This is a genomic window from Arthrobacter sp. NPDC080082, from assembly GCF_040686595.1.
Lineage (GTDB): Bacteria > Actinomycetota > Actinomycetes > Actinomycetales > Micrococcaceae > Arthrobacter.
On sequence record NZ_JBFBKQ010000001.1, the window covers coordinates 474921 to 496787 of the forward strand.

Here is a 21867-nt window from a genome sequence, read left to right on the forward strand (position 1 = left end):
CCCCTCGGCCCAGCGGAGTCAAAGGGTTCTGTGGGAACCTGTATGACGATGAGTTTTCGGTACAGGAGCACCAGCCACGCGCTGACGGCTGCCCTCTTCGTCGTCGCCACGCTCGGTTGCGCGGTGGCCCTGGCGGCCACCTATCTGTTCTTCGTGCGCACCACCACCGGGCAGTTCATTGACGAGTCCGCCCTCGTGGAGGCGGTGCAGCTCTATGGCACCGCCGGAAAGGCGGCCACCCAGTTTCTGGACTGGCTGCCCGCGCTCTCCCTGCTGATCGCCACGCTGGTGGTCCTGGTGGTCACCGTGGTGAAGCGGCGCTGGGCGGCCGCGGGAATCGCCGTCGCCGCCGCCGTGGGCGCGAACCTGACCACCCAGCTGATCAAGAATCTGGTGCCGGACCGGCCCTACCGCGGGATCGAGACGCTGGAGCTAAATTCGCTGCCGTCCGGGCACACCACGCTGGCCGCGTCCGCCGCGGCCGCGGTGTTCCTGATGTCCTCGCCGCGGTGGCGGCCGCTGGCCGGGTTCCTCGGCGGCACCTTCGCCGTCGCCACCGGGGTCTCGACGCTGATCAACCAGTGGCACCGCCCGGCCGATGTCGTGGCCGCCTTCCTGGTGGTGGGCATGTTCACCCTGCCGGCCGGGTGGCTGGTCATGCGCACCGGCCCGCGGTGGAACGGCTGGGAGGGGTACAACCGGCACTGGGCCTCGGTCCGGCTGTGGGTGGCGCTGCCGGTGCTCGCCGGGCTGGCCTCGGCTGTGGTGGCGGCGTACTCGCTGTTGAAGATCGCGCCCGGCCCGGGCCAGGAAGGCAGCACCACCAACTACTTCTGGGCCGGCACGGCGCTGATCGTCATCACCGGGTACCTCGCCACGGTGGCGGGCGTGTGGCTCTTCGGCCACGCCGCGCTCCGCCTGCGGCCGCGGCCGCAGCCGCGGCGCCAGCGCACTCCGGGACGGCGGCCCGTTCAGTAGTTCCGGCGATGCTTCAGCCGGGGGATGGTGATGGCGAAGACGACGGCGGCGGCGAAGCCCAGCACGCCCGTGGACGCCACGCCGGCGCCGAGTGAGGCCAGGGCGGTGACGCCGGAGAGCAGCACGGGCCCGCCGGTGGACCCGGCGTCGGCCATGAACCGCCAGATCCCCAGGAACTGTCCGCGGCCGTTGTCGGGTGAAAAGTCGGCGCCCAGGGTCATGTTCAGCCCGGAGCTGATGCCGTTGCCGAAGCCGATCAGCAGCGAGGACAGCAGCAACCCGACGAACCCGGCGCTCAGGGGGATCAGCAGCATCGCGGTGCCCATGATGAGCGTGGACGGGATGGCCACCCACTGCCGGCCCTTGCGGTCCATGAGCTTGCCGGCCGGGTAGAACACCAGCATGTCGATCGCACCGGAGATGCCGTAGATCAGCGACGCCTGGGTCGCATCGAGGCCCAGGTGCTCGGACCAGAGCGGGATCACCACCTGCCGGGAGGCCCGCAGCGCGCTGAGCAGCAGCACACCCATGCCCACGGTGAGGAAGACGCCGGCGTGCGAAGCCGCGACGCTGCGCATGGTGACCGCCTGCACGGGAGCGCCGTCGACGTCCGCGGCCGGGGTTTCGAGGTCGGGGATGGTCAGTGACAGTGCGGCCGCGGCGGCCATGCCGACGACGCCGGCCCAGTACGCGGCGGGGATGCCGCCGAACTGCATAACGGCGGCGCCAATGAACGGGCCGATGAAGATGCCGATCCGGTTCACGCCGCCCAGGCTCGACAGGGCGCGGGCGCGGAGGACCACCGGGACGGCCTCGGTGAGGTACTTCTGCCGGGCCAGGCTGAAGACGCTGGCGGCCATCCCGACCACCACCATCGACGCGGCCAGCAGCCAGAGTCCGTGCGGCGCGAACGGGGCCAGGGCGGCCCCCACGAGGGCGACGGCGCTGGCGGCGGCGGCGCCGACGATCGCCCAGCGTTCGCCGAAGCGGAGGGTGATCACAGATGCCGGCAGGTTGAAGAACCAGGAGCCCAACCCGATCAGCGTGACGATCAGCGCGGCGACGGCCACGGAGGCGCCGAGGTCGCGGGCGGAGAGGGCCACCACCGGCAAGATCGCCCCCTCGCCAAAGCTGAACAGCAGGGCCGGCCCGAACGCGGGAACGGCGATGCTGCGGAGGCTGAAGGGGGCGGTCTCTGTGCTGGTCATCCCCTTCATCCTAGGTCCGGGGCACCGGCCGGGAGGGTGTCCGGCGGTGTGTGACATCCGCCATGGAAGGTGTCCGGGCCCTCGGGCGCTTTACCCGTCGAAGTGGGTGTGGACCTCGTGGGAGGTGACGCTGCCGAGAATGTCCGCGGCGACCACCCGCAGTTTCTGGTTGCGGTTGCTGGAGACGCTGGTGAGGATCCGCATCGCCTCGTCCTGGGAGCAGCGGTTCTGCGCCATCACCACGCCGCAGGCCAGGTCGATGGTGGTGCGGTGTTCCATGGCGGCCTGCAGGTCCTCGGCCCGGCCCTGGGCGGTGCCGATCCGGACGGCCAGCCGCAGCGCCCGGCCGGCGATGTCGGCCAGCCCGGCGGCCTCGGAGACCACCTCGGTGGTGAAGACGCCGGTGGCGGGGGCGAAGAAGTTCAGGGCGGCGGTGGAGTCATCGCCGATTTCGAGCGGGACGCCCAGGCTGCTGCGGCAGCCGTGGGCTGCCAACTGCTTCTGGTACTCCGGCCAGCGCGGGTCCGTCACGACGTCTGCCAGCAGGATGACCTTCTTGGTCCGCAGCGCCTCGATGCAGGGTCCGTCGCCCAGGCTTTGCTCGATCTGGTCGAGGGCGACGGCGGTGCTGCTGGAGCCGGCCACGGTCATGGTTTTCCGGCGCCGCTGCAGCGTGACGCCGCATTCGATGTCGGTGCCGGCGAAGTGGGTCAGCGTCGACGCGGCGAATTCCGAAAGGCCGTCCAGGAAGTCCTCTACGGTTTCGGTTCCTGCAACAAGCTCCTGCAGGTGGGCGGTGGCGTCGTCCCCGACGTAGTTGCTCATGGCCTAAATGTAGCGGCTAAACGTACCCGTCCACGATTGCGGCCGCAATCTCCCGGTAGGCACGGCGGGTCTCGGGGCGCAGCGCGTCCAGGGTAACCAGGTCGCCGTCGGCCACGCCGCGGTCGTGCGGCACCGCGATCAGCTGCCGGCAGATGCCGGAGAGGTGGTCCTCGATGGCGTCCTTGTCCACGCGGGAGGACACCTCGTCCTTGTCCGTGATGACCACGACGGCGTTGCGCGCCAGGTCCTCGTAGCCGTGGTCGGCCAGCCAGTGGAGGGTACTGCGGGCCCGCTTGGCGCCGCTGACCGCGTAGCCGGCGGCGATGATGAGGTTGTCCGCGGACTGCAGGATCCCGCTCATGGCGTTGTGGGTGACACCGGTGCCGCAGTCCGTGAGGGCCACGGAGTAGTAGCCGGAGATCAGCTTGCGGATGCGCAGGTATTCCTCGGCGGTGAGCGAATCGGAAACTTCCGGGTCCTGCTCGCCGGCGATCAGGTGCAGCCGGCCGGCGTGGTGCATGTAGCGGGCCAGGGCGGTCAGCGAATCGATCGAGTCGACGTTGCGGAGCAGGTCGCTGATGGTCCGCGGGGTCTGCTGCTGGTAGATGCCCTCGCCCAGCGCCCGTTCCACCAGGTCGCCGGAGTCCGGGTTGGCGTCGATGGCGCAGGGCGGATCGCCCCGGTATTCGGCCAGGGTCAGCCCGACGCCCACGGTGGTGGAGGTCTTACCGATGCCGCCCTTGAGGCTCAGCACGGCGGTGTTGTAGCTGCCCTGCAGCTGGCGGGAGATGCGGCGGGCAAGCTCGTCCTCCTCGCGCTGCTTGGCGCTGGGGCCGAGGTTCAGGCTGCCGCCGGTGAGCTTATAGAGCGCACCCCGCAGGCCGCCGACGGGCCGGGGCTTCTGTTCGCGGACGAACAGGCCCGGGGAACTGATGAAGTCCGGGGCGGGTTCGCTCAGGGCCGCGGCGCGCAGCCCGGCCCTGGTGGCCCGTGCGGGCGGCGGCGGGACGGTGCCGGATTCCCTGGCGGGTTCGGCGGGGTGGAGTTCGTCCGCCTCGTCCAGGTCTGCCGGTTCCGCGGCCGGGGCTGCCGACGACGGCGGCGCGACGGGCTGGCGGGGCGTGGCAGGCTGCTGGGCGGGCTGTTCGGGTGCGAGCCGCCGGAAGGACGGCTGGCCGGCGTCCGGCTGCTGGGCGGGCTGTTCGGGGGCGGGCCGCTGGGCGGCCGGGACCTGCCGGATCACGGGGTTGGTGCCGGTGGCGGGGTTGCCGAAGCGCTCGTCGGCGGCTTCGGCGGCCTGGGCCCAGGAGCTGCTCCGGACCGGCGCCGGGCGGGCCGGCGCGGTCGCGTCGTCGGAGGCGCGGGGGTTGATGACCGGCATGGTTCCTGTCCGGGCAGCGAAGTCGTCGTTATCGCCGCGACGAAGGTCGCGGCGGCGCCGGAGTTCAGGCTGTCCTGAGTTTTCAGCAGTGGCAGCTGAGTTGTCTTCCACCGGTTCGGGCATAAGTTGGTTTCTCCCCCAGGACCCGCAGCGGTGACCGTTGCGGCGCGTGTTGGAACTTCTTTCAAGGACCCAGTCTAGGTGCAGTAGTGCGCACCCTTATCTTCTGTCACTGCAGGACGGCCCAAACCGGCGCCGCGGAGGCTAGTGGTGGGCGCGGGTTTCCTGCAGCCGGCGGATGAACCAGCGCGACTGTTCGGGGCCGTAGGGCAGGATCGGGATGGCCTTGGTGGCGTCGTTGGGAGTCTCCCGGGTGGCCTGGGTAGCCTGCCGCACCGCGGTGCTCATGGTGTTCGCCATGGTCTTCACGAACTGGTCGCTGCAGGGTTCCCCGTGGCCCGGGATCAGGAACTCGTAGCGGTGCCGCAGGGCCGAGATGTGCCGCAGAGCGTCCGCCCATTCCTCGGGGTAGGAGTCCTCGAAGGACGGGTGGGCGCCCTGTTCCACCAGGTCGCCCGCGAAGAGGGTGGTGGACGTGCCCACCAGCAGGTCGCCGTCGGTGTGGCCGCGGCCCAGGAAGAACAGGGTGGCGCTTTGGCCGCCCAGATCCACCAGAACGGGCTGGTCCTTCACGATCGCGTTCGGCACCACCAGTTCCACGGCGCCGCCCTCGGCGGCCGCCATCTCCGGTTCGGCGGCCGCGACGAGCCGGCGCTGGGCGTCCCCGTTCTCCTCGATCTCGGCCGCGCAGTTCTCGTGCGCCCAGAACTCGGTCACGCCGTCGTCCGCGAACACGGCGTTGCCGAAGAAGTGGTCGTAGTGGGCGTGCGTGTTGACCACCACCAGCGGCAGGTCCGTCTTTTCACGGACGGCGTCCAGGATTTCACGGCCCTGCCGGGGCCCGCCGCCGGTATCGATCACCATGGCACGTTCGGTGCCCACAATCAGACCCGTGTTGAGCAGCGATCCTTCGGTGGTCAGAACGTAGTTGTCCTGGCCGACTTCGAGCCATCGTGACATGAAATCTCCGTAGTCCGACGCTTGGCCGGCGTGGTTGGTGCGATGTTCAGGGCTCGATTCTACCCACCGGCGCTTAGAGATCCGCCAGCACGGCTCCCGGGTTTTCGATCGCGTCCGCGACGTAGCGCAGGAAGCCGCCCGCGGTGCCGCCGTCGCAGACCCGGTGGTCGAAGGTCAGCGTGAGCTCGGTGACCTTACGGACGGCGAGCTCCCCGTTGACCACCCAGGGCTTGTCGATAATCCGGCCCACGCCAAGGATCGCCACCTCGGGGTGGTTGATGATCGCCGCGGAGCCGTCGACGCCGAAGACGCCGTAGTTGTTCAGCGTGAAGGTGCCGCTGCCCAGTTCCGCGGGGGTGGCCTTGCCCTCGCGGACGACGGCGGTGAGCCGGCGGATCTCGGCGTCCAGCCCGCGGGCGCTGAGCTTGTCGGCGTTCCGGATGGACGGGACCATCAGGCCGCGGTCCGTCTGCGCGGCGAACCCGAGGTTGACGCCGTCGAACGCCACGATCTCCTGGCCGGTTCCGCCGTCGGCGTCGCCGGTGGTGACGATCCGGGTGTTCAGCTCCGGGTATTTCCTGAGCCCGGCGGTGACGAACCGGGCGATGAAGGCGAGGAGGCCAGGGGTGTGGTGCGGGTCGGCCTTCTTGAGGCCGGCGCGCAGCTCGACCAGCGCGGTCGCGTCCACGTCCACCCAGACGGTGGCCTCCGGGATTTCCGAACGGCTGCGGCTCATGTTCGCGGCGACGGCCTTGCGCACGCCGCGCACCGGCGTCCGGCCGGTGATGCCGAGCCCGGTCCGGGAGTCGGTCCCGCCGGCGGAGGTAGTTTCCGGTGTTGAGACCGGTGCGGTCTGCGGTGCGGTCACGGGCTGCTCTTCGGCCGGCGCAGGCTTGATGGCCGCCTCGACGTCGCGCCGCATGATCATCCCGCTGGTCCCGGAACCTTGGAGTCCCCCCAAATCAACCCCATGGTCCCGGGCCATCCGCCGCACCAGCGGGGAAATCACTGCCCCCAGCTTCCCGGGCACCCGGGTCCGCATGAGGATCAGCTCATCGGCGGCCTTCTCGGCCTCCGAAACCTGAACGGCCCCGGCATCGGCCCCGGAGGCCCGCTTCGGAGCCCGCGTCCGCCGGGCCACCCCATGCCCGCCCGGCGTCCCGTACCCAATGAGCACGTTCCCGGACCCGGCCTTCTCCTCCTCGCGGTAGGCCTCGGCGGCAGCGGCGGAAGGTGAGTCGCTTGAGGACGTCAAGGCGACGTCCCCGCCCGACCCAGCCGGCGCGGATGATGCCGCCCCGGGAGTGGCATTGGGCCTGTCGGAGCCGGGCGGCATGCTGCTTGCAGCAATGCCCCCCGGCGAAGGGGCGGGGGCGGCATCATCCGTGGCGGCCCCACGGGCCGAAACGGAAGCAGCACCCACGGGAGTCACGGAAATCAGCGGCTTCCCGACGTCGAGCGTCTGGCCGGGCTCGCCGTGCAGCACGGCGACGGTGCCGGCGTACGGCGAGGGGACCTCGACCATGGACTTGGCGGTCTCCACCTCGGCGATGGGCTGGTCGACGCGGATTTCGTCACCGACGGCGACGAGCCAGTTGACCAGTTCGGCTTCGGTGAGGCCTTCGCCGAGGTCGGGCAGGAGAAATACTTTCGGTTCGCTCATGGTCAGTCTTCCCACTGGAGGTCGTCGACGGCGTCGAGGATGCGGTCCACACCGGGCAGGTAGTAGTGCTCGAGTTTGGGCGCCGGGTAGGGAACGTCGAAACCGGTGACGCGCCGGATCGGGGCGGCGAGGTGGTGGAAGCAGCGTTCCTGGACCCGGGCCACGATCTCGGAGGCGACGGAGGCAAAGCCGTGGGCCTCGGCGATGACGACGGCGCGGCCGGTCTTGCGGACGGAGGCGGCGACGGTCTCGTCGTCGAACGGGACGATCGACCGGACATCGATCACCTCGAGGGAGCGGCCCTCTTCGGCGGCGGCCGCGGCTGCGGCGAGCGCGGTGGGGACCGAGGGGCCGTAGGCGATCAGGGTGGCGTCGGTGCCGGGGCGGGCGACGGCGGCGCGGCCCTCGGAGGAGGTGCCGCGTGCGGCGTTGGCGTCGTGTTCGGCCCGGAGCGCACCCAGATCCACCTGGTCCTTGGACCAGTAGAGCTTCTTGGGCTCCATGAACATGACCGGGTCGTCGGAGTCGATGGCCTCGCGGAGCATCCGGTAGCCGTCGGCCACCGTGGCGGGGGTGTAGACCTTGAGGCCCGCGGTGTGGGCGTAATAGGCCTCGGAGGAGTCGCAGTGGTGCTCGACGCCGCCGATGCCGCCGGCGTAGGGCACCCGGATCACGATGGGCAGCTTCAGGGCACCCTTGGTGCGGTTGTGCATCTTGGCGACGTGGCTGACGATCTGCTCAAAGGCCGGGTAGGCGAAGGCGTCGAACTGCATCTCGATGACGGGACGCATGCCGTTCATCGCCATGCCAACGGCCATGCCCACGATCCCGGATTCGGCCAGCGGGGTGTCGAAGCAGCGGTTCTGCCCGAAGGTGGCCGTCAGCCCGTCGGTGATGCGGAAGACGCCGCCGAGCATGCCGACGTCCTCGCCGAAGACCAGAACGGAGTCGTCGGCGCGCATGGCGTCGGCCATGGCGGTGTTCAGGGCCTTGGCCAGCGTGAGGGGCTGGGGCCCGGTCTGCTCCGCTTCAACCGCGGCCTTCGCGGCGGCGCGGGCGGTGGCGGCGCTGACGTTGCCGTTGGCCTCGGAGGAGGTGGTGACGGTGGGGCTCATCGTGCGGACTCCTCGGAGGTTGCTGCGGCGTCGCGGGCCAGCTCGTCGGCGAGCTGCGCGGACTGTTCCTTCAGTTGCGGGGTGGGGGTGGAGAAGACGTAGGAGAAGAGGTCCTGCGGGTTCACCGGGACGTCCTCCCCCAGGCCCTCGCGGAGCTGGGCGGCGACCGCCTCGGCGCGGTCGACGATCCGGGCGGCCCCGGCGTCGTCAAGCAGTTCGCGCTCCGTCAGGTAGGTCCGCATCCGGGTGAGCGGGTCCTTGGCCAGCCATTCGGCCACCTCACTGTCCTGGCGGTACCGGGTGGCGTCGTCGGCGTTGGTGTGGGCCTGCATGCGGTAGGTGTGGGCCTCCACCAGCAGCGGGCCGGAGCCTTCGCGGGCCAGCTTCACGGCCCGGCCCAGCACGGCGAGCAGCGCCACCAGGTCGTTGCCGTCCACGCGCTCGCCGGCCATGCCGTAGCCCACGGCCTTGTGCGCGAGCGACGGCGCCACCGACTGGTGCGCCAGCGGCACGGAGATGGCGTACTGGTTGTTCTGGACGAAGAAGATCACCGGAAGGTGGAAGACGGCGGCGAAGTTCAGGGCCTCGTGGAAGTCCCCCTCGCTGGTGGCGCCGTCGCCGCACATGGCGAGGACCACGGTGTCCTCGCCGCGCAGCTTGGCCGCGTGGGCGACGCCGACGGCGTGCAGCAACTGGGTGGTCAGCGGCGTGCACTGGATCCCGACCTTGTGCCTGGCCGGATCGTAGCCGCCGTGCCAGTCGCCGCGGAACAGCGTCATGGTCTGGACGGGGTCCACGCCGCGGGCCATCACGGCCACGGAGTCGCGGTAGGTGGGGAAGATCCAGTCGCCCTCGGCGAGGCAGAGGGCGGCTGCCACCTGGCAGGCTTCCTGGCCGTGGCTGGAGGGGTAGACGGCCATCCGGCCCTGCCGGACCAGGGCGGAGTTCTGGTCGTTGACCCGGCGTCCGACGACGAGCTCTTCGTAGGCAGCGAGCAACTCCGCATCGCCGGGGAGTCCGTATTCGTGGCCGGGCTGCGCGCCCTGTTCGGTGTGCGCGTTCGGCGTCCCGTCCGGGCTCACCATCTGGATCGGGTGCCGGGCGGGCAGCATGTAATCCTCGACCGTGATCCCGAACTTGCGTACCGCCTCGCTGGCGGCGCTGCCCTGCCGGGTCTCGGATTCCTGTGTAGCGGAGTCCGCGGAGATCGTCATTGGTCCGTCCTTCTGTAGCCACTATTCGCACCAAGTATGCTTCCAAGGGCGCTTTCGTATCCACACCCGGGCGTAATCGTGGAGACTTAATCCCAAACGGCTTACTCTTGAAGACAAATCGTAAGTGTGAGCTGGGTTACCGGCGGGAGTTGAAGACAAATGGCAGGAACCGAATCGGAGCAGGCGGTGCCGCTGGACGAGGTGGACCGGAGCATCATCGCCGAGTTGACCCGGGACGGGCGCATGTCCGTGACCCAAGTGGCCGAAAACGTGCACATTTCCCGGGCCCACGCCTATTCGCGCATCTCCCGCCTGACCGGAGAGGGCGTGCTGACCAAGTTCACGGCCCTGGTGGACCCCATCAAGGCCGGACTGAAGTCCTCCGCCTACGTGACGCTCAAGGTGCGGCAGCACTCCTGGCGGGAGCTCCGCGAGCTGCTGCGGGCCATCCCGGAGGTTCACCACATCGCGTTGGTTGGCGGGGACTTCGACGTCATCCTGCTGGTGCGGGCCGTGGACAACGTGGATTTGCGCCGGGTGATCTTCGACCAGCTGCAGTCCATGCCGGGGGTGCTGGACACCCAGACGTTCCTGGTCTTCGAGGACCTGGACACACGCTGACGCAGGAAGTGGTGGGAATCGCCGGCGGCCCGGGTCAGCCCTTGAAAACCGGGCTTCGTTTCTCCTGGAAGGCCAGGAAGCCCTCGGCGTAGTCCTCGCTCTTGCAGAGCCGGGCCTGCTCGGAATTCTCCTCCGCCATGGACTGCCAGAGACCCAGCCGCTGATCGCGGATGTGGGCCACCAGCTCCTTGCTGGCGGTGAAGGCGCCGGTGGGCCCGGCGGCGACCTTGGCAACGATGCCGCGGGTGGTTTCCAGCAGCTCCTCCGCCGGGAGCGCCCGGCTGAAGAGCCCCTGCGCCACCGCCTCGGTCCCGGAGATCAGCTCGGCGGTGTAGATCAGGTCCAGGGTGCGGTGCATCCCCAGCCGTTCGGTGAAGTACCAGTGCCCGCCGGAGTCCAGCGTGGCGCCAAGCTTGGCAAACGGCGAGCCGAACTTCGCATTCTCCGCCACGTACACCACGTCCGAGGCGAGCAGCAGTCCCAGTCCCACCCCCAGGCAGGCGCCCTGCGCTGCGGCGAAGGTGGGCGCCGGGAAGGCGCTCATCTTCTCCATCAGCGGCTGCACCAGGCCGCCGAGATAGGCCTCGGCGTCGTCGTTCGCGGGAGTAACGCCGGCGATGTCCCGGCCCGCGCAGAATGCCCGGCCCTCGCCGCGAAGCAGCAGCGCCCGCACCTCGCCGCGCGCGGCGGCGGCCGCGGCGTCGTCGTAGGCCCGGTCCAGGTCCCGCAGTGCCTGCTCGTCGAGTGAGTTCAGCTTCTGCGGGGCGTCCAGGACGATCTCGGCGACGCCGTCGGCGATGGTCAGGGAAATCATGCGGCTCCTAGGCATGGAAGGGCAGACGGGGAAATGTGGCGGGTTTAGACGTCGAAGTCGACGGTGACACTGGGGGTGGTGGGGTGCGACTGGCAGGTCAGCACGTACCCCTTATCCAGTTCGTCCTGTTCCAGCGCGTAGTTCTCGTCCATCGTGACGGACCCCGTGACCACTTTGGCCCGGCAGGTGCCGCAGACGCCGCCGGCGCAGGCGAAGGGGACATCCGGTCGGACCCGGAGCGCGGCGTTGAGGATGGACTCCCGGGCGTGGGTGGGGCTGGCCACCTCGCCCTGCAGCCCGTCGAGGGTGAAGGTGATCTTGTAGGTTTCCTGGGATTCGTCGGCCACCACCGGCCGGCCAATGTTGCCCTCAGGACGGTCCGGCTTGCCGGAGGTGAACAGCTCGAAGCGGATGTGCTCGGGCTTGACCCCGCGGGCGGCGAGGGTGTCGCGGCACAGCTGTACCAGTTCGAACGGGCCGCAGAGGAACCATTCGTCCACGTCGTCGGCGTGGATGGCGGTGCCCAGCAGCGCCTCGAGCTTCTCGGCATCAATCCGGCCACTGAGCAGCGGGGCGATCCGCTGCTCGCGGGAGAGCACGTGGTGCAGGGCCAGCCGGGACGGGTACTTGTCCTTGAGGTCCGCGAGTTCCTCCAGGAACATCACGTCCATGGCCGCCTTGTTGGCGTAGATCAGGTCGAACCGGGTGTCCGGGTGCGCGGCCAGCAGGGTCCGGGCGATAGCGATCACGGGGGTGATGCCGGAGCCGGCGGCGATCGCCACGAAGTTCCCGGCCTCGCCGGCGAGCTCGGTTTCCAGCTCCTGCGGACGGTTCATGGACGTCATGAGGTTTTGTTCTTGGCCGTCCCGGCCGTGCTTTGAGACGAACGCGCCCATCGGGCTCATCACGTCCAGCACGTCCCCGGCCTTGAGCTCGGCATTGGCCCAGGTGGAGAACAGGCCGCCCAAGTCCTTCTTGATGGCCACGCGGATCTCGCTGCTGCCGTCCGCGAAGCTGCGCGGCTCCGCGCAGATCGAGTAGCTGCGGCGGATCTCGAGCGGTTCCCCGGCGGCGTCCGGAAGTGTGGTGCGCAGGGCAACGTACTGTCCGGGCAGGTAGTCGAACTGGCCGGCGAGTTCGGCCGGGACGGCGAAGGTGACCTCGATCGCGTCGTCGGTGAGCCTGCGGACCTGGTCCACGGTCAGCGGGTGGAAGGACGCACGACGGCGGCCGGTGGCTGCCGCCGTCTCGGCGGCGGTCTGGCGGACAACGGTCATGGTTGCACCTGTTCCTTACAAGACTTTGAAGTAATCGAACGGTTCCTTACAGTCCAGGCAGACGTAGAGCGCCTTGCAGGAGGTGGAACCGAAGCGGGTGAGTTCCTTGGTGTGCAGCGAGGAACACTGCGGGCATTTCACGGCCAGGCTCAGCCGGACCGGGCCGGAGTGGCCGCCGGCGCGGGAATGGCCGGAGGGCGGGGCGATGCCATACTGCTCCAGCTTGGCCTTGCCCTCCTCGCTCATCCAGTCGGTGGTCCAGGCCGGGGACAGCACCAGGTCCACGTCGACGCGCGGGTAGCCGGCGGCGTGGAAGGCCGCGGTGAGGTCGTCACGGATGGTGTCCATGGCCGGGCAACCCGAGTAGGTGGGCGTGATGGTGACCCGTACCGCCGGGACCATGCCGCCGTCGCCCGCGTCCGGTTCCTTCGCCACTTCGACATCCCGGAGGATGCCGAGATCGGCGATGGTCAGGACGGGGATTTCGGGATCGCAGACGGTCGCGGCAAGGTCCCAGGCCTTCTGCTCCGCGGACTTCGGGCTGGGGGCAGCGTCCGCCGTCGGGTGGCTGAGGTACATCTCGGCCATGGTTACCAGCTCGCTCCGGGATGCTCGCGGGCCAGGACCTGCATCTCGGCGAGCAGGTAGCCCAGATGTTCGGAGTGCAGGCCGCGGCGGCCGCCACCGGGGGCGGGCTGGACCTTCGGGACCTCGAGCTCGGCCTCGGCCAGTACCTCTCCGGTCAGCCGGTCGAAGTCGGCGCGCAGGCTGGAGGGCTGGACGGCGACGCCGGCGTCGCTGAGCCGGCCGGTGAGTTCGTCGTCGCGGAACAGTTCGTCAACGTAGGGCCAGACCACGGCCAGGCCATGGATCATCCGGGCCCGGGATTCCTCCGTGCCGAGGGCCAGGCGCAGCACCCACTGGGCGCTGTGGTCCCGGTGGTAGTCGACTTCCTTGACCGCCTTCGCGGCGATGCCGGCGATCATGGCGTCGCTGGACTGGGCGAGCCGGCGGTAGAGCTCGAACTGGTAGTAGCTGACGGCGAACTGCCGGGCGATGGTGACGGCGAAGTCGCCGTTGGGCTGTTCGAAGAGCTGCACGGAGCGGAACTCGTGCTCGCGGCGGAAGTAGGCCAGGTCGTCCTCGCTGCGGCCGTCCAGGCCGCCGGCATAGGTCAGGAAGGAACGGGCGTGGCCCAACTGGTCCAGGGCGATGTTGCCCAGGGCGATGTCCTCTTCCAGCTCGGGAGCGCGGGAGATCCAGTGGCTCAGGCGCTGGGCGAGGATCAGGGCGTCGTCGCCCAGGCGCAGGGCCAGCTCGGCGGCATCCGCGTCCGGTGTGGCGGTGCCGCGGCTGACGGCGAGGGCGATGTCCTCGGGGCGGAGCGCGTTGCCGGGGGTGATGCGGGTCGCGCTAGCCATGCCGTCGCCGCCCGCGCCCGCACCCGCGACGCCGACGGAGATTTCTCCGTGGCCGACTGATTCTTCCGCAGGGGCGGGCGATGCCAGGGCGTTGGTGGCTGCTTCGGGGGTGCTCACAGGTGCTTCACGCCCTCGCTCTTGGTGTAGTAGGTGGCGTGCCGGTAGTCCTTGCCCTGGGGGGACTCGAAGAAGGAGCCCTTGGCGTCCGGATCGGAGGAGGCGATGGCCTCGGCCGGGACCACCCAGATGGAGACGCCCTCGTTGCGGCGGGTGTAGAGGTCGCGGGCGTTGCGCAGCGCCATCGCCGCGTCCGGGGCGTGCAGGGATCCCGCGTGGACGTGGGACAGTCCGCGGCTGGAGCGGACGAAGACTTCCCAGATCGGCCAGACGTTGCCTGCGTGGGGTTCGGGCGTTGTCATGCTGCGGCTTCCTTCTCTGCGTTCTTCTTTGCCTGCTTCTCGGCGTAGGCCGCTGCGGCCTCGCGCACCCAGGCGCCGTTCTGGTGGGCTTCGCGGCGCCGTTCCAGGCGCTGGGCGTTGCACTGGCCGCGGCCGGCGATGACCTCGTGGAATTCATCCCAGTCCAGCGGGCCGTGTTCCCATTTCTTCGTTTCCTCGTTGAAACGGATGTCCTTGTCCGGCAGGGTCAGGCCCAGGACCTTGACCTGCTCCATCATCATGCCGACGAAGCGGTTGCGGAGTTCGTCGTTGCTGAAGCGCTTGATGTTCCAGGCCATGGACTGCTTGGAGTTGGGCGAATCGTCGTCCGGCGGGCCGAACATCATCAGGGCCGGGGCGTACCAGCGGTTCACGGCGTCCTGGGCCATCTGCTTCTGCGCGGGGGTGCCGTGGGAGAGTTCCAGCAGGATCTCGAATCCCTGGCGCTGGTGGAAGGACTCCTCCTTGCAGACCCGGACCATGGCGCGGCCGTAGGGTCCGTAGGAGGCGCGGCAGAGCGGGACCTGGTTGGCGATTGCGGCGCCGTCGACCATCCAGCCGATCGCGCCCATGTCCGCCCAGGTGCGGGCGGGGTAGTTGAAGATGGAGGAGTACTTGGCCTTGCCGTCCATCAGGTCCTGCATCATCTGGTCCCGCGGCTGGCCGAGGGTCTCGGCGGCGGAGTACAGGTAGAGCCCGTGGCCGGCCTCATCCTGGACCTTGGCCATCAGGATGGACTTGCGCTTCAGGCTGGGGGCGCGGGTGATCCAGTTCGCCTCCGGCTGCATGCCGATGATTTCGGAGTGCGCGTGCTGGGAGATCTGCCGCACCAGGGTCTTGCGGTACGCCGCCGGCATCCAGTCGCGGGGCTCGATCCGGGAATCGTCCGCCATCACCTTGTCGAAGTAGGCCTGGCCTTCGGCATCACGGCGGGCCGCGTCCTCGGGGCTCATTTCGTGCCGGCTCTCGAGCCGTGAATCGTGCCGTGCCGGCGAGGGCTCGGCGGGCACTGACTGCAGGGTCTGCGATGCCATGGTTGCTCCTATGCGTTTCCGATAAATAATTACCGACCGTTCGTTCAGGATATGCGGAAGGTTCGGAGCGCGTCAAGCACCGGGCGACGCGGCGCAGGCGTGTTTCCGGGCCGGGCCGGGACCCGGTGGTAGCGTCTGCTCCACGCGGACCGGCAGTGCGCCCGGGCCGTGAGGACCACTCCGGGGCGCCGGCAACGGGCCGCGGTGGAAGGGGGCGACGTGAACGACGATGTTCAAGGCGGACAGGGAAATCGGCCCGGCAGTACAGGTGGGGCCGGCGGCGCAGCTGCGGCCGGCGCCGGAACGGATGCGGGCCTTCGACGGCGCCGCGACCTGCTGATCGCCGCCGCGGCCCTCCTGGTGGTGATAGTGGCGGTGGCCGCCATCTGGTTGGGGCGCCCCCAACCCGAGCCTGTCCGGCCCGCCGCGCAGCCGACCCCCACGCCGTCGCCGTCGGCCTCCCCCAGCCCTACCCCCTCCCCCACTCCCACGCCGGAGCCGCCGGCGACCGACCTCAACCTCCTGATCATCGGCAGCGACAGCCGGGTCAACGCCCGTGCGGACGCGGTCGCGGGCGCGCCGTCGGACCAGCGCGGCGACGCCCTGATCTTCGTCCACCTGCCCGCGGACCGGCAGCACGTCTACGGCATCTCCATCATGCGCGACCTCTGGGTGGACATCCCGGACCACGGCCAGGCCAAGGTCAACGCGGCCCTGGAACTCGGCGGCATCGGCCTGCAGACCAGGACGGTCGAGGCCCTGCTGCAGACCCACATCGACCACACCGTGATGGCCGACTTCGAAGGGTTCGCCGCCCTGGCGGACGCCGTCGGCGGCATCGACGTGGACGTGACGCTGCCGTTCACCTCCACCCTGGAATCCGGCCACACGTTCACACCCGGGATCAACCACCTCACCGGCCCGCAGGCCCTGGACTTCGTCCGCGAGCGCAAAGCCTTCGCCGACGGCGACTACCAGCGGGTCCGGGACCAGCAGACCTTCCTCAAGGCGGTCCTCGCCAAGGCGGTGGGCAGCGGCGCCCTGGCGGACCGGGCCACGGCGCGCGCCTTCGTCACAGGCGTCCTGCCGCACGTCTCGGTCACCCCGGGACTCACTCTGGACACCCTGGAACGGCTCTCCTACAGCATGCGTGGCACCTCGCCCGGGAACGCCGCCTTCTTCACGCTGCCGACGGCGGGAATAGGCACCAGCACGGACGGGCAGTCGATCGTGCTGCAGGACCCGGCGGCCACCGCCGAGGTGGCTGCCGCCCTGGCGGCCGGGACCCTGCCTGACTACATCGCCGCGCACGGTTTGCAGAACGGGAACTGACACCGGTCACGGGTAGATTGGGTCCATGACTGAGACTCCCGCCGCCGGCAGCCCGTCCGCCCCCGCCCAGGCCGCTCCGCAGCCGCCCGTCGCCCGGAAGCTTCCAACGCTCCGCACCCACCACGGGGATGTGTTCGAGGACAACTACGAGTGGCTGCGGGACAAGGAATCCGCCGAGGTCGTGGAGCTGCTGAAGGCCGAAAACGCCTACCAGGAGGCCGTCACCGCGCACCAGGAGCCGCTGCGCCAAGCCATCTTCGAGGAGATCAAGGGCCGGACCCAGGAGACGGACCTCTCGGTACCCAACCGCAAGGACGGCTGGTGGTACTACACCCGCTCGGTCGAGGGCAAGGAATACGGCATCCAGTGCCGCGTCCGCGCCCAGGACAGCGGCGACCCGGTAGCGGACTGGACGCCGCCCGCCGTCGAGGTCGGCGTCGACATCCCCGGCGAGGAGGTCCTGCTCGACGGCAACATCGAGGCCGAGGGCAAGCCGTTCTTCTCCATCGGCGGCGCCGCCGTGACCATCGACGGGAATCTCTACGCCTACGCCGTGGACAACGCCGGCGACGAACGCTTCACGCTGCGGATCAAGGACCTGCGGACCGGCGAACTGCTGCCGGACGTGATCGAGAATGTCTTCTACGGGCTCTCCTTCTCCTCCGACGGCACCCGGATCTTTTACACCGTGGTGGATGCCTCCTGGCGGCCCTACCAGGTCAAGGCCCACGTCCTCGGCACCCCCGTGGCGGAGGACGAGGTGATCTACCAAGAGGACGACGTCGCCATGTGGCTCGGTTTCGAGCTCTCCGCGGACCGCCGCCACCTGGTCCTGGGCATCGGCTGCTCCGAGTTCAGCGAGACCCGTCTGCTGCGCTTCGATGACCCCGGCGCCGGTCTCACCACCGTCATCTCCCGCGACGAGCGCATCCTCTACGAGGCCGAGCCGTTCCTGCTCGCCGACGCCTCCGGCGCCCCGCGCGAGACCATCCTGCTGACCCACAACAAGGACGCCATCAACTCCATGGTGTCCCTGGTGGACGCGGCCGAGCTCGCCAAGCCGGTCGCGGAGCAGCACTGGCAGACCGTCGTCGCCCACTCCGACGATGTCCGCGTCAACGGCGCCGGCGTCACCGCCACCCACCTGGTGCTCTCGATCCGTAAGGACACGATCGAACGCGTTCAGGTGGTGCCGCTGGCCGGGCTCGGTACGCCGGAGCAGGCGCCGGCCGTGGAACCGGCCTTCGACGAGGAGCTCTACACCGCCGGAGTCTCTGGCTCGGACTACGAGGCGCCGGTGATCCGGATGGGCTACACGTCCTACTTCACCCCCTCCCGCGTCTACGATTTCGTCCTGCCGACGCCCGAACGCCCCGCCGGCGAGCTGCTGCTGCGCAAGGAAAGCCCGGTGCTGGGCGGCTACTCCGCCGCCGACTACGTCGCCACCCGGGAATGGGCGGAGGCCTCCGACGGCACCCGGATCCCGCTCTCGGTGTTGCGGCACGCCTCCGTGGCGAGGGATTCCAGCGCGGCCGGCCTGGTGTACGGCTACGGCTCCTACGAGATGAGCATGGACCCCGGCTTCGGGATCGCCCGGCTCTCGCTCCTGGACCGCGGGATCGTGTTCGTGATTGCGCACATCCGCGGCGGCGGCGAGCTGGGGCGGCACTGGTACGACGACGGCAAGAAGTTGCACAAGAAGAACACGTTCACGGATTTCATCGCGGCCACGGATTGGCTGGCCGGCTCCGGCTGGGTGGACCCGGCCCGGATCGCGGCGATGGGCGGATCGGCCGGCGGACTACTGATGGGCGCCGTCGCGAACCTGGCGCCGGAGAAGTACGCCGCCATCGTCGCCGCCGTCCCGTTCGTGGACGCGCTGACCACCATCCTGGACCCGGAGCTGCCGCTCTCGGCCCTGGAGTGGGAGGAGTGGGGCAACCCGATCACGGACCCCGAGGTGTACGCGTACATGAAGTCGTACACGCCGTATGAGAACGTCCGTGCCGCGGCGTACCCGAAGATCGCGGCCGTGACCTCGTTCAACGACACCCGGGTGCTCTACGTTGAGCCGGCCAAGTGGGTGCAGCGGCTGCGTGAGGTGAACACCGGCAGTGAGCCGATCGTGATGAAGATCGAGATGGACGGCGGCCACGGCGGCGCGTCCGGCCGGTACGTGCAGTGGAAGGAACGGGCCTGGGACTACGCATTCGTGGCGGACTCCCTCGGCGCCACGGAACTGCTGCCGGGGGCCGGGCTGAAGTAACCCGGCCGGGGTGGTGCGTTATTTGCTAATCATGCTTACTATTGAGCGGCGTTAGGTGCCTTGGGGACACTGCCCGCTGGGGGCAGCAGAACGGGCGCCGGAAAATGGAGCCAATCGTGAGCATGGAATCTGCCGCCAACGGACTGTCCGATGAGGAACTGATGGCCGAGGGCGCCACCGCGCTGCCTGACAAGGAAGTCGCCTCCGTCCTGGACCTCAATGCCGACCTCAACCTTGGCATTAGTGCCGCGGCCCCGATCGACCTCGGCGTCGCGGCCAACGCCAACGTCGCCGCCCCGATCGACGCAGCCGCCTCCGCGAACGTCCTCTCCTTCGGCTCCGGGTCCCAGGCTCTGGCCGATCAGGGCACCCTGATTACCCAGGGCATCACCGGCGACGCCACCGCGCACTCCGTGCAGGACAGCGGGATCGACCAGGGTACCGCCACCCCCACCGACGGAACCGCCACCACGGGCACGACAGACCCCGCCGGCACCACCGCCGCCACGGACCCGACCACCACCACGACGGCCGACCCGACCGCGGCCGGCGCCCTGAACGGCAACTTGCTCAACGTCGACGTCAACCTCGACGCGAACGCCGGCATCGCCGCCCCGATCGACGCCGCTGTCGCCGCCAACATCGGCTCGATCGACAGCAACGCGACCGCCGTCGCCCAGCAGGACGCCATCATCAACCAGGACATCAACGGCAATGCCACGGCCGGGGCCGAGCAGCAGTCCACCCTGAAGCAGTAATCGGTCCATGACTAGCGTGCAGGGCGGGCCGTCCACCCAGGACGGCCCGCCGGCTCCTGCCCCCGGCCCTTCCCCTTCCGCCGGTACCCTTCCGCCGCCAGCGCTGGCCGACGGCGTACAGCTCCTGGGCGAAACCAAGGGCTCCGGATATAAGCAGGCCCCTTCCCTGGTCCGGCGTGCCGACGGCCAGACCATCCAGCTGACCAGACTCCTCTACCTGGTGCTTGAGGCCGTGGACGGCCGACGCGGTCTCGAGGAGATCGCCGCCCACGCCGGGACGGCCGCGGGCAAACCGATCAGCGCTGCCAACGTGCGGACCCTGGTCGATCAGCAACTGCTGCCGCTGGGGCTGTTGCGGCTGGCGGACGGCTCGCAGCCGGAGGTCCGCAAGGCCAACCCGCTGCTGGGCATGCGGTTCCGCTATTCGGTGACGGACCCCGAACGCACCCGGAAGATCACGGCACCCTTTGCCACCCTCTTCAACCCGCTGATCGTCGTGGCGGTGACCGCCGCCTTCCTGGCGATCTGCTGGTGGCTCCTCATGGTCAAGGGCCTCGCCTCGGCCACGCACGAGGCCTTCGCCAACCCCGGGCTGGTTCTGCTGATCTTCGTGGTCACCGTCCTGTCCGCGGGCTTCCACGAGTTCGGCCATGCGGCCGCCGCCCGGCGCGGCGGCGCCACACCCGGGGCCATGGGCACCGGGCTGTACCTAATGTGGCCGGCCTTCTACACCGACGTCACCGATTCCTACCGGCTGGGACGGGCCGGCCGGATCCGCACCGACCTCGGCGGCCTCTACTTCAACGCCATCGTCGCGGTGGCCATCATGGGCATCTGGTGGGCCACCGGCTTCGATGCCCTGCTCCTGGTGGTGGTCACCCAGATCCTGCAGATGGTCCGCCAGCTCATGCCCATGGTCCGCTTCGACGGCTACCACATCCTTGCGGACGCCACCGGTGTGCCGGACCTCTTCCAGCGGATCAAGCCCACCCTGCTGGCCCTGATTCCCTGGCGCAAAGCCGACCCGCAGGCGCAGCTGCTCAAGCCCTGGGCCCGCGCCGTCGTCACGATCTGGGTCCTCGTCACCGTCCCGTTGCTGGTCTTCAGCCTGGTCACCATGGTCCTCACGCTTCCCCGCGTGGTGGGCACTGCCTGGGACAACGGTGTCAAACAGCAGGCCGCACTCGCCCACAGTCTGGCAACCGGCGACCCCACCGACGTCGCCGTGCGGGTCCTCGCACTGGTCTGCATCGCACTGCCCGTGGCCGGCATCCTCTACATCCTGATCCGGCTGGGCCGGCAGCTCGTCACGGGGCTGTGGCAGAAGACCCGCGGCAAGGCCTGGCAGCGCGGCGTGGCCCTCGCCGCGGTCGCCGCCGTCGTGGCAGGCCTCGCCTGGGCATGGTGGCCCGCCGGGGGGACCTACCGGCCCGTCCAGCCCTACGAACGCGGGACGCTGACCGACGCCACTACCGCCATCTTCTCCACCGCCACCGGGCGCGACCTGAAGCAGGGCCAGGCGGGTCGGACCGTGGCGCTCTGGCCGCAGGGCGCCCGCAAGCCCACCCGGGAAGAACCGCAGCTGAGCATGGTGTTGGTCCCCAGGGCTTCTGCGACGTCGCCCGGGGCCGCGGGCGCCACCGCACCGGCGGCGGCGCCGTCGTGGGTGTTCCCCTTCGATAAGCCGGCCGCCCCCGACGATGGCGGCAACCAGGCCCTCGCCGTGAACACCACGGACGGATCTGTCGTCTACGACGTCGCCTTCGCTCTGGTGTGGGCCGACGACGGCGCGGACGTCCTGAACACCAACGAGGCCTACGCGTTCGCGAGCTGCAAGGACTGCGCGGCCGTGGCCGTGGGATTCCAGGTGGTCCTGATTGTGGGGCAGGCCGACGTCGTGGTGCCGCAGAACCTCTCTACCGCCGCGAACTACAACTGCGTCCGCTGCCTCACCTATGCCCTCGCAAACCAGCTGGTCCTGACCCTCGACGGACCACTGAGCGCCGATGGCACGGCCAAACTGAACGCGCTCTGGCAGCAGATCGCCGACTATGGCCGGAACCTGCAGAACGTGCCGCTCTCGGAGATCCAGGGGACGCTGGAGGGCTTCAAGAAGCAGATCATGGACGTGGTCCAGGCCGACCCCAGCGCCAAGCCGCGCGGGGCAACGGCTACGAGTACCCCCACTCCGGGTGGGACCGGAACCGCGACGGCGCCGGCAACCGCTTCCCCGGAGGCCCCGCAGACGCCAACAACCGGCGCCACGGAGCAGCCCGCTCCGGGTACGACGGCCGCGCCCGGACCGGCCGAAACGACCGTCCCGGATGCCACGGTCTCGTCCGAGCCCAGCCAGCCGGCCGGCGGCGCCGTCGCACCCGCCCCGGTTGCGACGTCGGCCGCCCCTACGGGCACAGCCGCACCGTCGCCGTAAGGGGCTGAGCAC

Annotated in this window: 19 protein-coding genes; 6 read left to right on the forward strand and 13 right to left on the reverse strand. The window is 69.7% G+C overall.

Annotated features, from left to right (window positions below):
* Positions 1-42: 42 nt before the first annotated feature.
* Entirely contained in the window at positions 43-978 is a 936-nt protein-coding gene (locus AB0O44_RS02190; RefSeq protein ID WP_364133645.1) for a phosphatase PAP2 family protein, read from the forward strand.
* On the opposite strand, the gene AB0O44_RS02195 is transcribed toward AB0O44_RS02190, so the two are convergent.
* The 7 genes from AB0O44_RS02195 to pdhA all read right to left on the reverse strand — a co-directional run bounded on the left by AB0O44_RS02195 (position 972) and on the right by pdhA (position 9464).
* Positions 972-2186, reverse strand: a complete 1215-nt coding sequence (locus tag AB0O44_RS02195) for an MFS transporter (protein ID WP_364133648.1) — start codon at positions 2184-2186, stop codon at positions 972-974. The genes AB0O44_RS02190 and AB0O44_RS02195 overlap by 7 nt on opposite strands.
* Before the next feature lie 90 nt (positions 2187-2276).
* On the reverse strand, positions 2277-3011 hold the full coding sequence (locus tag AB0O44_RS02200; RefSeq protein WP_364133653.1) for a GAF and ANTAR domain-containing protein: 735 nt from the start codon (positions 3009-3011) through the stop codon (positions 2277-2279).
* A 16-nt stretch (positions 3012-3027) separates the two neighbouring features.
* On the reverse strand, positions 3028-4392 hold the full coding sequence (locus AB0O44_RS02205; RefSeq protein ID WP_364133656.1) for a MinD/ParA family protein: 1365 nt from the start codon (positions 4390-4392) through the stop codon (positions 3028-3030).
* Positions 4393-4656: 264 nt separating this feature from the next.
* Entirely contained in the window at positions 4657-5472 is an 816-nt protein-coding gene (locus tag AB0O44_RS02210) for an MBL fold metallo-hydrolase (RefSeq protein ID WP_290256069.1), read from the reverse strand.
* A 73-nt stretch (positions 5473-5545) separates the two neighbouring features.
* Positions 5546-7135, reverse strand: coding sequence for a dihydrolipoamide acetyltransferase family protein (locus AB0O44_RS02215; RefSeq protein WP_364133659.1), 1590 nt, complete (start codon positions 7133-7135; stop codon positions 5546-5548).
* 2 nt (positions 7136-7137) lie between these two features.
* Positions 7138-8250, reverse strand: a complete 1113-nt coding sequence (locus AB0O44_RS02220) for an alpha-ketoacid dehydrogenase subunit beta (protein WP_290256071.1) — start codon at positions 8248-8250, stop codon at positions 7138-7140.
* Positions 8247-9464: a pyruvate dehydrogenase (acetyl-transferring) E1 component subunit alpha gene (pdhA, locus tag AB0O44_RS02225; RefSeq protein ID WP_364133662.1), complete on the reverse strand. Its 1218-nt coding sequence runs from the start codon at positions 9462-9464 to the stop codon at positions 8247-8249. The genes AB0O44_RS02220 and pdhA overlap by 4 nt, the downstream gene beginning before the upstream one ends.
* A 159-nt stretch (positions 9465-9623) precedes the next feature.
* Between pdhA and AB0O44_RS02230 the strand changes: the two genes are divergently transcribed.
* Positions 9624-10085: an Lrp/AsnC family transcriptional regulator gene (locus tag AB0O44_RS02230; RefSeq protein WP_290256073.1), complete on the forward strand. Its 462-nt coding sequence runs from the start codon at positions 9624-9626 to the stop codon at positions 10083-10085.
* A 34-nt stretch (positions 10086-10119) separates the two neighbouring features.
* Here AB0O44_RS02230 and AB0O44_RS02235 read toward each other — a convergent pair whose 3' ends face one another.
* Genes AB0O44_RS02235 through paaA form a run of 6 tightly spaced genes read right to left on the reverse strand, consistent with a single transcriptional unit; the run spans position 10120 to position 15068 of the window.
* Positions 10120-10899: an enoyl-CoA hydratase/isomerase family protein gene (locus AB0O44_RS02235; RefSeq protein WP_364133664.1), complete on the reverse strand. Its 780-nt coding sequence runs from the start codon at positions 10897-10899 to the stop codon at positions 10120-10122.
* A 44-nt stretch (positions 10900-10943) separates the two neighbouring features.
* Entirely contained in the window at positions 10944-12176 is a 1233-nt protein-coding gene (gene paaE / locus AB0O44_RS02240) for a 1,2-phenylacetyl-CoA epoxidase subunit PaaE (protein ID WP_290256075.1), read from the reverse strand.
* Positions 12177-12191: 15 nt separating this feature from the next.
* Positions 12192-12764 carry a 1,2-phenylacetyl-CoA epoxidase subunit PaaD gene (gene paaD / locus AB0O44_RS02245; protein ID WP_290256076.1) on the reverse strand — a complete coding sequence of 191 codons (573 nt, stop codon included), beginning with the start codon at positions 12762-12764 and terminating at the stop codon, positions 12192-12194.
* A gap of 2 nt (positions 12765-12766) precedes the next feature.
* Positions 12767-13684, reverse strand: coding sequence for a 1,2-phenylacetyl-CoA epoxidase subunit PaaC (paaC, locus tag AB0O44_RS02250; protein WP_364134661.1), 918 nt, complete (start codon positions 13682-13684; stop codon positions 12767-12769).
* Between the two features lie 26 nt (positions 13685-13710).
* Positions 13711-14016: a 1,2-phenylacetyl-CoA epoxidase subunit PaaB gene (gene paaB, locus AB0O44_RS02255; protein ID WP_290256078.1), complete on the reverse strand. Its 306-nt coding sequence runs from the start codon at positions 14014-14016 to the stop codon at positions 13711-13713.
* Entirely contained in the window at positions 14013-15068 is a 1056-nt protein-coding gene (paaA, locus tag AB0O44_RS02260) for a 1,2-phenylacetyl-CoA epoxidase subunit PaaA (RefSeq protein ID WP_364133669.1), read from the reverse strand. The genes paaB and paaA overlap by 4 nt, the downstream gene beginning before the upstream one ends.
* A gap of 219 nt (positions 15069-15287) precedes the next feature.
* On the opposite strand from paaA, the gene AB0O44_RS02265 reads away from it, so the two are divergent.
* The 4 genes from AB0O44_RS02265 to AB0O44_RS02280 all read left to right on the forward strand — a co-directional run bounded on the left by AB0O44_RS02265 (position 15288) and on the right by AB0O44_RS02280 (position 21855).
* The gene (locus AB0O44_RS02265; RefSeq protein ID WP_364133672.1) at positions 15288-16400 is read left to right on the forward strand and encodes an LCP family protein; all 1113 of its coding nucleotides are present in this window, start codon (positions 15288-15290) and stop codon (positions 16398-16400) included.
* 25 nt (positions 16401-16425) lie between these two features.
* Positions 16426-18666, forward strand: coding sequence for a S9 family peptidase (locus tag AB0O44_RS02270; RefSeq protein ID WP_364133675.1), 2241 nt, complete (start codon positions 16426-16428; stop codon positions 18664-18666).
* 122 nt (positions 18667-18788) lie between these two features.
* Positions 18789-19424: a peptidoglycan-binding protein gene (locus AB0O44_RS02275; RefSeq protein WP_364134664.1), complete on the forward strand. Its 636-nt coding sequence runs from the start codon at positions 18789-18791 to the stop codon at positions 19422-19424.
* Positions 19425-19431: 7 nt separating this feature from the next.
* Positions 19432-21855, forward strand: coding sequence for a hypothetical protein (locus AB0O44_RS02280; protein ID WP_364133677.1), 2424 nt, complete (start codon positions 19432-19434; stop codon positions 21853-21855).
* Positions 21856-21867 lie beyond the last annotated feature (12 nt).

Bases quoted from the DNA above. Each gene is read 5' to 3' on its own strand.
- paaA (WP_364133669.1), bottom strand. From the start codon at position 15,068: ATGGCATCGCAGACCCTGCAGTCAGTGCCCGCCGAGCCCTCGCCGGCA.
- AB0O44_RS02190 (WP_364133645.1), top strand. From the start codon at position 43: ATGACGATGAGTTTTCGGTACAGGAGCACCAGCCACGCGCTGACGGCT.
- AB0O44_RS02275 (WP_364134664.1), top strand. From the start codon at position 18,789: ATGGAATCTGCCGCCAACGGACTGTCCGATGAGGAACTGATGGCCGAG.
- AB0O44_RS02220 (WP_290256071.1), bottom strand. From the start codon at position 8,250: ATGAGCCCCACCGTCACCACCTCCTCCGAGGCCAACGGCAACGTCAGC.
- AB0O44_RS02235 (WP_364133664.1), bottom strand. From the start codon at position 10,899: ATGATTTCCCTGACCATCGCCGACGGCGTCGCCGAGATCGTCCTGGAC.
- paaE (WP_290256075.1), bottom strand. From the start codon at position 12,176: ATGACCGTTGTCCGCCAGACCGCCGCCGAGACGGCGGCAGCCACCGGC.
- AB0O44_RS02195 (WP_364133648.1), bottom strand. From the start codon at position 2,186: ATGACCAGCACAGAGACCGCCCCCTTCAGCCTCCGCAGCATCGCCGTT.
- pdhA (WP_364133662.1), bottom strand. From the start codon at position 9,464: ATGACGATCTCCGCGGACTCCGCTACACAGGAATCCGAGACCCGGCAG.
- AB0O44_RS02200 (WP_364133653.1), bottom strand. From the start codon at position 3,011: ATGAGCAACTACGTCGGGGACGACGCCACCGCCCACCTGCAGGAGCTT.
- AB0O44_RS02210 (WP_290256069.1), bottom strand. From the start codon at position 5,472: ATGTCACGATGGCTCGAAGTCGGCCAGGACAACTACGTTCTGACCACC.
- paaD (WP_290256076.1), bottom strand. From the start codon at position 12,764: ATGGCCGAGATGTACCTCAGCCACCCGACGGCGGACGCTGCCCCCAGC.
- AB0O44_RS02270 (WP_364133675.1), top strand. From the start codon at position 16,426: ATGACTGAGACTCCCGCCGCCGGCAGCCCGTCCGCCCCCGCCCAGGCC.
- AB0O44_RS02205 (WP_364133656.1), bottom strand. From the start codon at position 4,392: ATGCCGGTCATCAACCCCCGCGCCTCCGACGACGCGACCGCGCCGGCC.
- AB0O44_RS02215 (WP_364133659.1), bottom strand. From the start codon at position 7,135: ATGAGCGAACCGAAAGTATTTCTCCTGCCCGACCTCGGCGAAGGCCTC.
- paaB (WP_290256078.1), bottom strand. From the start codon at position 14,016: ATGACAACGCCCGAACCCCACGCAGGCAACGTCTGGCCGATCTGGGAA.
- AB0O44_RS02280 (WP_364133677.1), top strand. From the start codon at position 19,432: ATGACTAGCGTGCAGGGCGGGCCGTCCACCCAGGACGGCCCGCCGGCT.
- AB0O44_RS02230 (WP_290256073.1), top strand. From the start codon at position 9,624: ATGGCAGGAACCGAATCGGAGCAGGCGGTGCCGCTGGACGAGGTGGAC.